Origin of the sequence: Nocardia sp. NBC_01730 (assembly GCF_035920445.1) — a bacterium.
Lineage (GTDB): Bacteria > Actinomycetota > Actinomycetes > Mycobacteriales > Mycobacteriaceae > Nocardia.
In genome coordinates this window covers 6846833-6859529 of record NZ_CP109162.1, presented here as the reverse complement: position 1 = coordinate 6859529, position 12697 = coordinate 6846833, and the positions used below count along the sequence as shown (strand labels likewise).

Below are 12697 nucleotides of genomic sequence, written 5' to 3'. Positions count from 1 at the left end.
AGTGAAATAATCGAACCAATTTTCGACACCGAACGCCAACGGCGAAAAGCGCCGCTCACCCGGATTTTTCGGCCGCATGGGGAATTTCGGCGGCCCGGCGTGTCGCCGTCGCTCCCGAACGCATGACATTGACCTCGGACAGAGGCCGGTTTAGTCTCACTCGGATCACACATATGTTCGAGCGACTCATGTCTCCACCGATCGGCATGACACCTGCTCTTGGGAAGGCTCGCGATGCCCGACGAACTGTCGCACGGTAGTTCCGAGATCGCCGCGCTGGCACAGCGGGTCGAGACCGCGCGCGGCAAATTGCCCCTGCAACACGACCCGGCGCTGTTGCAAGTATTGTCCGAACGCGAAATCGCCGCGGAACGCGAACTCGCGGAATGGATTCGCGCGCAACGACGCAAGCAGCAGCGCAGTGCGATCGAAGCGGAACTGGCCGCCGAGAAGCGCGACCGCAAGTCGGCGGCAGCCATTCGCCGCTCCGATGACGCCGACGCCCGCTGGCATCGACGCGCGTTGGCGGCACGGCGGCGAGTGTCCAGCGCGGACGCGAGACTGGCGCAGCTCTACCGGCGAGCCGAATGGTCGTCGCGAGCGCTGATCGCCGTCGTCGTACTCGGCATGGTGTGGGCCGGGGTCAATGTGCAGCACAACCTGGTGCCCAGCGGCGACATGTCGGATCCGCTGTACTGGTTGAGCTACGGCATCGAGGCGATGATCTCGATACCGATCATCACGATCATGGTCGCGGCGACGACAGCCGCACGGTGGGGCCGGGAACTGGCGCGCGGCAAGGTGATCTTCTTCGAGACAGCGCTACTTGGCACGACCATCGCACTCAACGCGGGACCACACCTCGCCGCGGGCGATCTCGGCCGCGCCGCCGAGTACGCGATCGCCCCGGTGATGGTCGGCGTCGTGATCTGGCTGCACGCGTGGGTATCCGCACGATACGCGGTGCTGATCGATGGCGCGCCGGTGGTCGAGCGCGACCCGCAGACGATTCGGATCGAAGCGGAGCTCGCCCCGGAGACAACTTTTGACAGTGGCCGCTATCGGCCGCTCGACGGAAGGGACGGTTCGGCGAACGCCGGCCGATTTCGGTGCGACGGAAATGCAGACGCAGCGCATCTGAGCCGTGGTCTCGCGGCGGATCACGTTGCTTCCGGAGCGCCGGTCCACCGGCCCGACACCCGGGACGTTCAGCACTCCGTGAACGACGACACCGTCGTTCACCCCGGTGTGACTCCCACCATCACGGCAGCTTTCACTCGAACCGACGCCTGGCGCGAGTCGGCCGTCACCTCGATAGCGACGAATCGACCCGCCGCAGCACCGGCCGACGATGCGAAGCCGTCCAGCAGCAACGCAGTCGATCTGCCGACCAACGGACAGGCCAAGTCCCTATCGATCAACGTTCATGCGGCCAACGACCATGCGGTCAATGGTCACGCGGTCAACGACGACCATGCGGTCAACGGCCCGCGTTTCACGCCGACGAACCATACGAACCGCGAAATCCCCGAGACGTCGATCACTTCCGGCCGAGCCGCCGAATCATCGAGTGACGGACACGCGGTCGCACCGCATACCGACAGCCCGATATTCCCGCAGGCCATAAATGGCCACACAGTTGCGAGCTCCGCCAACGGCTATTTTCACGACCTTCCGATCGACCGGCACACGGCCGCTCGGACCACCAACGGGCACACGGCGCCGCCTGCGAAGAACGGGAGCGCTGCTCCCGCGGTCGTCAGCGGCGAGAAGGCGACGGCCCCGGCCGACGATCACCCCGTTTCCTCGCTCGCCAAGTACGTCTTCGGCCTTCCGCCCGAGGAACACACCACCCCCTCGGCTGATGACCCGACGGCGCACTCTTCATCGACTGATGTGCAGGGTGAACCATTCAGCCCGGCGGGCTGGTCTTCGTCCGCCGACCCGGACCACGCACCGGTCGACGCGATGGGCAACGACGACAAGTCCGGCGCCAGCGCGAACAAGCCGACTGGGCTGACCGCGAATATGCCTGCCTCGCAACAGATCTCGATCGATGAGGTGCACGAGTTCACGGTCCGCGAGCGACCCGCCGCAGCGGACGGCAACACGAACCAAGCCTCGAACGGCCTTCCGCCACAGCAGCTCCCGAGTCCCGAACACGGTAGTCGGCCAACCGATCGAGCTCATCGCGGAGCCGATGCCGTCCAGCACGAGAGCCGCAATACCCTCGAGCCCATCCATACACTTCCCGTGGTGCCCGCCGGCACTGTTTCCCAGCAGAACACGAGTGCCACTGCGCCGCGGTCAGCACGCGGGAAATCGCTTTCCACCGAGCAGGGCGACCGTTCCGCCGACGCGGAGAGCGAACAACTCGTCCTCGAGGAAGCCCCCGAACCTGCTCATCCGAACCTGCGTTCCGAACCGATGCCGATCCTCGAGCCGGACGAGGACCAGGACCTGCCGATCGAGTCCGACGAAGCCGACACCGATGACGACGAGATCTCGGCGATCGCACGAGCCATCACCGGCAGGCATCTGTCGAATCTGCCGCTCGAGGAAGTCAGGGAGATCCTCGCCCTCGCCGACCAAGGCGGTACCACCCCTGCCATCGCCAACGAGCTCGGAGTCTCCCGCTCCGCGGTCACCCGCGTCCTCGACTCGGCGATCAAGGTCCACCGCCCCTACGCCATCACCGGCTGACCACACGACCTTCTAGCAGCGCAGGCACAGTCGACTGCGCCGAGCTCAACTGCTGCTCCCACCACCACAGCCGCTTCCACCACCACAACTGCTCCCACCGCCGCAACCGCTACCGCCACCGCAGCCACTGCCACCGTCGCCGCCGGAATCCCCGCCACCGTCCCCTGCGCTCCAACCGCGCCGACGGCGTCGCTGTCTGCCGCTGGACTGACCGCCGGCAATGCCGATGATCAGGATGAACACGACCGCCACAACCGCCACGATGAGCAAGAACTCCATGGGTGAACGCTATCCGCCCACCTACTGGTGTGTACCGATTCCGCTGCTGAAAGGGCTGTGCCCTCGGGAATTCCGAGCGCACAGCCCTGTTCCGGTTACTCAGCCGCGCTGTCGCCCCAGCTCTACTAAGACCCGCTCGCCTTAGCGGCCGAGGTTTGCTCAGCTCCCCGGTAGTAGGTCGCAGGCTCGTCGTATCCCGCTCCTCGCGGCCCGCCGGACTCCGAACCACCCGGCTTCCGGTCACCGTGCCCGGGCCACCACGCCTTGTGCCCGATCATCGCCGTGAGCGCAGGCGTGAAGAACATCGCCATGACGAACGCGGCCATCGCGATACCCACCGAGATGGCGAAGCCCATCTGCGCGAGCACATTGTTCCCGGCCAGCATCATCGACGCGAACGTACCCGCCAGGATCACCCCTGCGGCCGCGATGGTCGGCCCGGTGTGCCGCAGTGCCAGCGCCGCAGCTTGTTTCGGCTCGCTGCCTTCGCGCGCCTCCTCCCGCAGCCGGGCAACCATCAGGATGTTGTAGTCGGTGCCGAGCGCGACCACGAACAGATACATGATCACCGGCAGCGTGAAGATCAGGCCTGGCTCGCCGCGGAAGTGCTGGAACACCAGCACGGCGGCGCCCAGCGTTGCGGCGAACCCGAGAAACACCGACGCCATCAGATACCACGGCGCGACCAGACTGCGCAGCAGCAATCCGAGCACGATCATGATCAGGATCGCCGCCACCGGGAACACGATCGCGTAGTCGCGCGCCATCGCATCCTGGAAGTCGACGAACACCGAGGTCAACCCGCCGACCACGGCCGTAGCATCCGCGGGTGCCGCCGAGTGCGCGACATCCCGGAGCGGCCCCTTGACCGTATCGAGCGCGGCGTCCGACTCCGGTACATCGGAGAGCGTCACCACGAAATCGGCAATCGTCCTGTCCGCGGACAACTTCGGCTCCGCCACCTGTCCCACGCCCAGCACCGCGCCCAGCGCGCTGCGGTAGGAGGTGAGCTGATCGACAGTCAATTCGCCACCGCCGGACCGCAGCAGGACATCCGAGGGCTGGGTTGTTCCCGCGGGCATCCCTTTCACCAATTCCTTGCTGTAGACCACGGATTCGGATGCTTCCGAGGTCGACCCGGAGCTGAGATCGAAGGTCGGGTGGAAGCCGAAGGCCAACACCCCGAGCGCGACAAGCACACCGCCGGAGACCACCGCGAAGGCGCCGGGCCGCCGGCCGAGCGCATTGCCGACCGCGGCGAACCGCGCACCCTTCGGCTCGGTTCGCCATGCCTTGGAAGGCCAGAACACCTTGGTGCCCAGCAGCGAAACTACCGCGGGCACCAGCGTGAGCCCAGCCACCAGCGCCACCGCGACCGCGATCGCCAGCGCCGGACCGAGCGCACGGAACATGCCGAGCGTGGACAACACCAGCGCCATGAACGCGATGATCACCGCACCCGCCGCGGAGGTGATGGCCTCACCCACCCGAGTAACGGCGTTGATCATGCCGGTCTTCGGATCCTCACCCGCACGCAGCCGCTCGCGGTAGCGGAACATCAGAAAAAGGATGTAGTCGGTGCCGACGCCGAACAGGACGACCACCAGGATGGCGTTGATCGAAGCGTCGATCTGCAGGTCGAATGCCTTGGCCACCACGGCGATCAACCCGCCGACCATGCTGGAGATCGCCCCGATCACGACGATCGGCAATAGTGCGATCACCGGACTTCGGAAGATGACCAGCAGCAGCACCAGGATCAGCACGATGGTGGCGACGCCGATGATGGCCATGCCCTTCTCGCTGGATTCCTGCTGGTCCAAGACCTGAGCCGCCTGACCGGTGATACCCGCCTTCAGGTCGGTGCCCGCCACTCGCTTCTTCAGCTCCACACGCAGCGCCTTGACCGCGTCACTCTGCGTGGTATCGCTCGGATTGGTCACCTTGGTCATCTGCACCGCGATGATTTGGATCAGCCGGTTCTCCGAGGGAGGCGTCGGCTGTATCGCGGTGACGTCCTTGATCTGCGCGCCGAGCAGTTCGGTGCCGATCGACGCGACCGAGACCGCGTCAGCTTCGGTGAGCGGCGCCCCATCCGCCCGCGCGAACACGATGATCGCCGCGGGCGCGGAACTCTGTGGAAATGCCTTCTGCTGCAGTTCCAGTGCTTGGATCGACTCGTAATGCGAAGGAAGAAAGGCGGATTGGTCGGTCGTCGATTTCAGTTCCGGTGCCGAGGCCACCACCGCGATGGCGAGAAGCACCCACAGGCCGATCACCTTCCACGGATTGTGGACGACCATAGCCCCAAGTCGTGCGAACATCTGCGGAGATATCCTTTCCCGATTTCGTAAATGCTGGGGGTAGTTCAGATTCCGAGATTCTGAGAGGCCGGGTTCTCGGCCACGTCGACGACCGTCCGGTAGATGCGCTCCGGGATCCGCCCCTGCAGCTCAGCCGGCGAATCCACAATCTCGACCAGGTAGTCACCCCACTCTCGGTCACCGCCGCCGAACCCGAACAGGTCCCGCCAGCCCTTCCAGTCGGTCCAGTTGGTCACGGCCAGATCACGCCAATTGAATTCCTGCCGATGCACCACGAACTTGCCCTTGCGGCTCACGAAGACCCGCACCACCTCCATCCCCACCTTGCTGTACTCCCGCGATTCGCCGAGCAGCCTGCCGAAAAAGCGCTGTCTGCGCGCGCCGCCCGGCCCGACCCTCAGCACGATCTCGCGGACGTCGTCCACCCCGCCAGGCTCGGCGGACTCCTTCACGCAGGCTACGCCGCCGACCGGCTCGTCGATCGCATCCGCGCTGGTCGGGTTTTTCGGATCGATGGTCATGCCAATTCCCCATTTCGATAAATCAATACGCATTCACGCATGCGTATACCGTCGGCGGCCCCTGCCGGAATCTCGCCGCGCCGGTGTCGATTCGGTGTTGTCGGCGACGCTTCAGCGTCCCGTCTGGATCACTATAAGTAGATGTATACGTATAACGCAAGGGTGGGGACTCACCCCTGGGCGGGGCAGTGGCTCATGGCAGGTCCAGGATGCTGTCCGCTACCTCGCGACCCGCTCGGATCGCCATACTCACTGATCAGCATTACAGCGGCACCGAATTCGCCACTTGGCGCGAAACTCTGCCGTGCAGGCCTGCGCCAACGCAGACACTCACGACAGCAGCGGGCAGGTTCTCGAAGTGGCCCCGCCAGAAGAGCACCGTTGCTTGCCCTTCTCCAGCCCGACCAACCGCCAGCGCCTGGTGGCCGACAGCGGGCGGAGCCCCAGCACCGCGACACGGCCGCCGACGCCGGCGCTCTCGTTCTCCTCAGCTGAGACTTCGACGGGCCGTCTCAGTCATCCACCGAGCCCTGCACAGTCGAGCAGATAAGTAATCAGCGGCTGGTAATACTCTGGGCGGACTCCGTCGTCGAGCGGAACGGTCACGGCAATCTTGCCTTCGGCCTGTCCGGCGAACAGTGCCGGGTCGTTGCAGTCGGCGAATCCGACGGTCTCGATGCCTGCTTCGCCTGCCGCACCGGCCCAGCCATGATCGGCTATGACCAGATCGGGCCAGCGGCGGGGCTCGGCGTCGCTCAACTCCCGAAGTACCGCCCGCATGGGGTGCGGGTCATGGGTGTGTTTCAGCCTGCCGTCGGTGCCGAGCGCGGCAACCCCTGAGGTATAGACGATTTCGCGACTCTTCGGCCCACCGGGAGTGCTGACCTGATACGTCCACCCGGCGGCAGGTGCCAGCACCGCACATCCCGCCGCGCGCAATGCATCCTCGACAGCTCGATAGAGGCCCATGAGCGTCTCCGGATGCCCGGTCGCCAGGATCACCGTCTCCCGACGGCGGGCCGCAAGCCCGATCCGCGAGCCCACCGCCTCGAGCGCATCGATAGTCAGGTCCGCGTCGATGGTGTCGACGCCCCGCAGATGACGGGGGTCGGGGCTGACCCCACACAGCCGCGCCATCATGTCCAGAGTCTCGGCGGACGTCCAATCCTTCAGCGCCAGCCCGAACTGATACCCCGGGTCCTTCTCCACCATCTTGCGATAGTTCGCGAGATTCCCCTCCCTAGGAGTCGCCACCTCCCCCGCGATCCGCGTCTTCAGCAGATGCTTCCGCAGTAGCACTCGGTCATAGGATCGGCCAGGTCGAGTCACGTACCCCACCGTCCACACCTCCATGGCCGTCACCAGCACCAGCTGAGGCACCGAGCGTAGTCAAAGGGCGCCTCCGCTTCGCCCCGAAGCCACCATTTCACTACCCGACGATGATGGCTCCGCTCTGTCAGCGTGTCAGTTCATCCAGGGCCGCAAGGAACCAAGCCCGGCCAAGCCCAACCCCGGCGCTGCTGAGCAGCGTGGCTTCCCACTCCTGGTCTGGTGTCGTGAACACAGCCTGGAAGGGACCGTATCGTTCGTCGATCCAGCCGAGCTGTATGTCAAGACCGCCGTGGCGGATCTGCTCCCGCTGGCCGGGGTGCGGTTCCGGGTCAGCGGGAATCCGGAGGCCTCCTTTGCCGGGCCGTTGGGCGATAAGCCGGAGCTCGACGCCCCGATCCCGACCGCCGTCGTAGATCACTTCGATCTCTGCGCGGTTGTCGTCGAGTTGGATGTGTGCGGCGCTGTCGAGGTCGAGGCCGGCGAGTGCGACGGGGAAACCCTGATCGGCCACCCACCCGGTGGAAGACCAGTTCGCCTGGTGTGCGCCGCGTCGAAATGTCCAGAAGCCAATGGGTACGACCAGTTGCGCCGCATCGGCGTGGCGTGCCCAGTAGCTGAGCTGCGCATGTGAAGTCGCCGCGATCGCTTTCACTACACCAGCGTCGACTGGATGCAACGCCTGGTAGAGACCGAGCAGTTCGAGTTCGGTGAAAGTGCCTTCCAGCACGGACAGTTCGATGGTGGTTCTGCCCAATCGCGCGGAAGCAGCTTGATTGCCCAGGAAATCGACGCCGAACCAGACAACATGGGTGTCGTCGATGGGGACGGCGTGCGTATGGGATTTCCAGAGACAGGGCTGATCGAACGCAGGGAATGCCCAATCGTAATAGAACTGCTTGATGCGCAGTGTGCGATCGGTCCCGGCAATTTCGAATCGATAGGAAGAGAGGTAGTTGCCGTCTCGCGGACCCCGGTCTTCGATCGGCTCTACCGGCATTCCGGGAGGAGCCTCACGGCGCAGGGTGCCGGAAAGTAGTTGGCATTCGGCGGGCAAGCGTTCAGGTATCCATACGATGAAGTTGCACCAAGCCTGTGCCTCTGCAGGAGTAACCGTTGGTGTCAGGTTATCGAGGTCGGACGCGTTAGCGCACGTGCGGTGCTGCCACATCGGCTCGCAATTCCTGTCTCATTCGAAGATCGCCGGTGTCGGCGTCATGATTCCGTCGGGATCGTATCGGCGTTTGGCTCGCTGGAACGCAGCGTAGTAGTCAGCATACTGACGCTGCCAGTCGGCCGGACCGAACTCCGTCGCACCGAGGGGGTAGAGGGTGCCGCCGATGTCTCGCGCCCACTCATACCAACGGCGATTAGTCGCTTTTCGTGTTCGAACATATTGCGCGTCGACGGTCTTGCCGAAGCTGTCCGAAGAAACTGCGACCAAACACAGATGCCGCCCCAGCGCAGGGTCGGGTAGGCGCAGACCTGGCAATCGGAAGGCATCCCGATGCTTGCGGAACAGCAGCACAGTCGACGACCGGCTCCACTCACGTTCGCCGATCTCGTCGAGCAAACCGATGGTGACGTCCTCGAAATCGCTTCCCGGCCCAGGATCGGGCAAAAAGTTGTCCGACCACAGTTTCAGAGAGTCCGACCAACCGTGACGTTCGTGTTCGGCATAAAGGCGGTCGATCGACACGACGCGCTCCGGATAGGTCTCCTCCATGACGCTGACCGGTGTGCGACTGAGGCCACGCATCAGGTATTGGTCGTCCGGCGGGTTGCCGCTGGTGTAGTAGACGTTGGCGCCGAGGTCTGCCGTAGGCCCATCCGGCCGCCATTTCCAGCGCAGCAGCTGCTCGTCGATTCCGTCGCGGTCAGCCAGGATGCGTTGGTCCGCGAACGCTTCGCGCAGTTCGGAGTGCTGGTAGCGCAACGTATAGCCACGCACAAGAGGTGCCACCGGGACCATACTCAATCTGGCACGAACGATCACCCCGAACTGCCCGAGTCCACCGAGGACTGCCTCGAACAGATCGCTGTGCTGATCCGGAGAACAGGTGAGCAGCTCGCCGGCACCGGTGACGACCTCGAGTTCCTCGACGGATTCAGCGACCGAGCCGCCGACCCGGATCGTGCTGATACCGCCGACGGACAGGACGCCACCGACGGTGAGCCGCACGACAGCGGGTACACCCGTTCGCACTCTCAGCCCGTGTGCGAAGCCGACATCGACAACATCCTGCCAGAGTGCTCCGCCCTGCACATCTATGCTCGCAGTGCCAGTTCGAGGGTCCTTACTGACATCGAGCACTTGATCCAATGACCGCATGTCGATCGCGAGACCGTTCACCAGGCATTGGCCGAAGCTGGTATGCGCGGTGCCGCGCGGTGCCACCTGGATATTCTGTGCACGGCAGTACTGGATCATCCGAACGACGTCGTCGAAGGTGCCTGGTCGCAGAATCGACGTCGGTCGGATGCGGACTGTGTTGCCCTGGTCGTGAGCTGCGGCCTCGAGTGCGGCGGTGTCGTGCACCAGTGTGCCGGTCAACTCAGGTGTTCGAGGCCGGCCGGTGAATCGAACCGGTAGCGCAGCCGGTCCACGGCTGGACAGGCTCGGAATCCATTGCTGTTCATCGGTCGCAAGCTGTGGTTCGAGCGCAATTACCGCCTGTAGTGCCGCGGTGACGACAAGTGGGGTCAGCGACGACCCGGTACAGAAGTGCCTACCGAAGCCGAACCCGAGGTGCTGAACACCGGTGCGCTCCAGGTCGAGACGGTCGGGGTCGTGGAACACTTCCGGGTCGTGATTGGCCGCGCGCAACATAGCGAAGACGAACTGCCCTGCCTGGATAGTCGTTCCACCGATCTCGACATCCACCTGTGCACACCGCAGCGACGCCATCGACGGTGAGTCATACCGCAGCAGCTCTTCGACTGCCGCACCGATGAGTTCAGGACGGGTGCGAAGCAGCTGTAACTGAGTCGGGTTACGCAGCAGTGCCACCAGGCCGTTGCCGATCATGTGGCGAGCGGCTTCGTGGCCCCCGATCATCACCATCGAGACGGACTTGGCTGCTTCATCCACATCGAGGATCTCCCCTCGATCCAGGCTCGCTCGCAGCCTGCCGACGAGACTGTCCCCCGCGGTGTCCGCGACCTCGCCGATCAGCGCACGGGCATAATCGCCGCACTCCACAAGACTGGTGTGGGCGGCATCCACGATCTCTTCGGTCACGATCCCGGACCCGAACAGCCGGAAAACGTTGTCACTCCATCGCCTGACCTGGCCAACCAGCTCAGGAGGGAAGCCGATGAGCCGCGCGTTCACGAGTCCCGTGAGTGGTTCGGCGAGGTCGGCCACGACGTCGAACTCACCGCGTGCGCTTGCTTTCGACAGCAGCGCGTGCACCGTCTGGTCCACGAACGGAATCACAGCGCGAACCGCTCCCGGAGTGTAGGCCGGGCCGATGACCGTGCGAAGCCGACTGTGATCGGGCTCGTCGGTGAAGATCATCCACTTGGACAGCAGCCGGTAACAATCTGCGAGCTTCTCCCGCGCCTCGGGCGGGGTCGCTCCACGAATACGTCCGTTGCGATCGACCGAGAAGCGGGAGTCGTTGAGTACCGCGCGCACATCCTGATAGCGGGTGAGCACCCATGCCTCGAGGGTCGGCTCCCAGTGCACCGGATCTTCAGCGCGCATGCGATGGAAAACCGGATCCGGCTCGGCAAAGAAGGCGTCGCTGAACAGGTCGTAGGTCGAGCTCACAGATGAGGGCACAGCACAGTCTCCGCGTATGAGGTATCCATGTACTCCCGCACCACATGGATCTGCCCATCACAGACCTGAAATACCATGCAGTACTGGGTGTCATAGGCAAGGCCGGCAGCGCTGGTACCTTCTGCGTGCACCTCGGCGACCACGTGGTCTCCGTCGGCCATCACATGCAGCGGCTGCAGTTGCAACGTGCCGGGCTGGAACAACTTGCGGGCGCCAGGCATCAGAGACTCGACAATGGCTCGCTTGCCGACCGTCGTTCCGGACACCGGTAGCCGACCCCAGAGCGTGAAGGTGGCGTCATCGGCCAATAGCTCCTCCACCGCCGCGCGGTCTCCAGCATTGGAAGCCGCGAGATACCGCAGCACAACCTCGACACCGGCACCGGTGCTCACCGACGGCTCATTCGGCCGGGTATACACAGCGGAATCCAATCTCGTTGTGCCTATCGGTCAGCAGATCTTTGCCGCGGTAGTAAGTCGTCAGGCAGACCGGCGGCGAAGTCCAGGTACCACCGCGAAGGACATAGAAGGCATCCTGACGGTTCATGAACTCGACCGGTCGGCGGCCTCGGAAGAACGGGTCCATGTCCTTACGGCTGAAGAAGTTGGTCCGGGTCATCTCCCAGACGTTGCCGGCCATGTGCAGCAAGCCGTACGGACCAGCACCCTCCGGGAAGCTGTCGGCAGGAAACACCGGCCTCGCTGGGAAGTCCGCTTCCGTGACGGTGACCAACAACTGCTCCAGTTCAGCGAGATCGCTGACGCGGGTATCGAATGCCCGCTCGACGAAATTTGCGCGCTCGGGTTCCCAGGTATTCCCCCAGGGATACACCCTCCCGTCGCAGCCGCGCGCCGCCTTCTCCCATTGGTCCTCGCTCGGCAACATGCCACCGGCCCAGTTGGCGAATGCCCACGCGTCATACCAGTCGATGCCGACTACCGGGAGGTCAGGATCGTTGAAGCGTGCGTCGTGCTGATGAGCTGAGCGATGGCGTTCTTGTCCGTCCGGCTGATCCGGGTGGTCGAACGCCGTGCTGTCACCGATCTCATCGAGGAATTCCTGGTAGCGCCGGTTGGTCACTACGGTGCGATCGATAAGAAATGCGGGCAGATCGACTGAACGCGGCGGGTTGTCCGAGTCGTCCATGTTAAAGGGGCCGACCGCTTGCGCAGGTGCGCCAGCGGTGAACAGCCCGGCGGGGATCTCGACGACGTCCTCATGCCTGCGTGCGGGCCGAACAGTATCGGCTTTGGCACGCAGCTCGGCAAAATGTTCGTCCTCGAGCCGACGCAATTCTTCCGGATCACGGCTACCCAGAATCGAGATCAGTGCACGCTTGGTAAACGCGGCACCGCACCCGACAGGTTTACGAACGTAACCGTGTCGCATGAAATTGCTCGGCCAACCCGAGATACGGATCAGATCCCGCAGGGCCTCTTTTGTTCTCAGTTTCCCACATAGCTGAATAGCAGTGAACGACACCCAATCCGTCTGGTCATGAGTGGCTGCAATGATGGCCTCAACGGCCGAATCGCGCTCCCCGAAAGACTCGGCGAGATAGCGAATCGCTGACGCGCGAATGGGCCAATCCGGATGATTACACGAAAGAGAAATCAACAATGAGAGCGTTTCATCATCAATGGGGAGTTCACGCCACTCAGCGCTGATTTTCTCTACCGCAACCCAATACTCGGCATCAGTGCAATCATCAATGCCAGAGAACTGCTTCAACTACATCAGACTCTCTGCTATAT

The 12697-nt window shown here is 63.9% G+C and carries 8 protein-coding genes; 1 reads left to right on the top strand and 7 read right to left on the bottom strand.

Annotation, left to right across the window (positions count from 1 at the left end; genetic code table 11):
* The first annotated feature begins 234 nt into the window (after positions 1 to 234).
* The gene (locus OHB12_RS28855) at positions 235 to 2703 is read left to right on the top strand and encodes a hypothetical protein (RefSeq protein ID WP_327112490.1); all 2469 of its coding nucleotides are present in this window, start codon (positions 235 to 237) and stop codon (positions 2701 to 2703) included.
* A 404-nt stretch (positions 2704 to 3107) separates the two neighbouring features.
* Here OHB12_RS28855 and OHB12_RS28850 read toward each other — a convergent pair whose 3' ends face one another.
* From OHB12_RS28850 to OHB12_RS28820, 7 genes are all read right to left on the bottom strand, one after another.
* Positions 3108 to 5306 carry an MMPL family transporter gene (locus OHB12_RS28850; RefSeq protein ID WP_327112489.1) on the bottom strand — a complete coding sequence of 733 codons (2199 nt, stop codon included), beginning with the start codon at positions 5304 to 5306 and terminating at the stop codon, positions 3108 to 3110.
* Between the two features lie 44 nt (positions 5307 to 5350).
* Positions 5351 to 5827, bottom strand: coding sequence for an EXLDI protein (locus tag OHB12_RS28845; RefSeq protein WP_327112488.1), 477 nt, complete (start codon positions 5825 to 5827; stop codon positions 5351 to 5353).
* Between the two features lie 516 nt (positions 5828 to 6343).
* On the bottom strand, positions 6344 to 7207 hold the full coding sequence (locus tag OHB12_RS28840) for a phosphatase (RefSeq protein ID WP_327112487.1): 864 nt from the start codon (positions 7205 to 7207) through the stop codon (positions 6344 to 6346).
* 76 nt (positions 7208 to 7283) lie between these two features.
* Positions 7284 to 8327: a hypothetical protein gene (locus OHB12_RS28835; RefSeq protein ID WP_327112486.1), complete on the bottom strand. Its 1044-nt coding sequence runs from the start codon at positions 8325 to 8327 to the stop codon at positions 7284 to 7286.
* 18 nt (positions 8328 to 8345) lie between these two features.
* Positions 8346 to 10943 carry a cytochrome P450 gene (locus tag OHB12_RS28830; protein ID WP_327112485.1) on the bottom strand — a complete coding sequence of 866 codons (2598 nt, stop codon included), beginning with the start codon at positions 10941 to 10943 and terminating at the stop codon, positions 8346 to 8348.
* Positions 10928 to 11335: a nuclear transport factor 2 family protein gene (locus tag OHB12_RS28825; protein ID WP_327112484.1), complete on the bottom strand. Its 408-nt coding sequence runs from the start codon at positions 11333 to 11335 to the stop codon at positions 10928 to 10930. Before OHB12_RS28825 ends, OHB12_RS28830 begins: the two co-directional genes overlap by 16 nt.
* Positions 11336 to 11342: 7 nt before the next feature.
* The gene (locus OHB12_RS28820) at positions 11343 to 12674 is read right to left on the bottom strand and encodes an SUMF1/EgtB/PvdO family nonheme iron enzyme (RefSeq protein WP_327112483.1); all 1332 of its coding nucleotides are present in this window, start codon (positions 12672 to 12674) and stop codon (positions 11343 to 11345) included.
* Positions 12675 to 12697 lie beyond the last annotated feature (23 nt).

Bases quoted from the DNA above. Each gene is read 5' to 3' on its own strand.
- OHB12_RS28855 (WP_327112490.1), top strand. From the start codon at position 235: ATGCCCGACGAACTGTCGCACGGTAGTTCCGAGATCGCCGCGCTGGCA.
- OHB12_RS28850 (WP_327112489.1), bottom strand. From the start codon at position 5,306: ATGTTCGCACGACTTGGGGCTATGGTCGTCCACAATCCGTGGAAGGTG.
- OHB12_RS28845 (WP_327112488.1), bottom strand. From the start codon at position 5,827: ATGACCATCGATCCGAAAAACCCGACCAGCGCGGATGCGATCGACGAG.
- OHB12_RS28835 (WP_327112486.1), bottom strand. From the start codon at position 8,327: ATGTGGCAGCACCGCACGTGCGCTAACGCGTCCGACCTCGATAACCTG.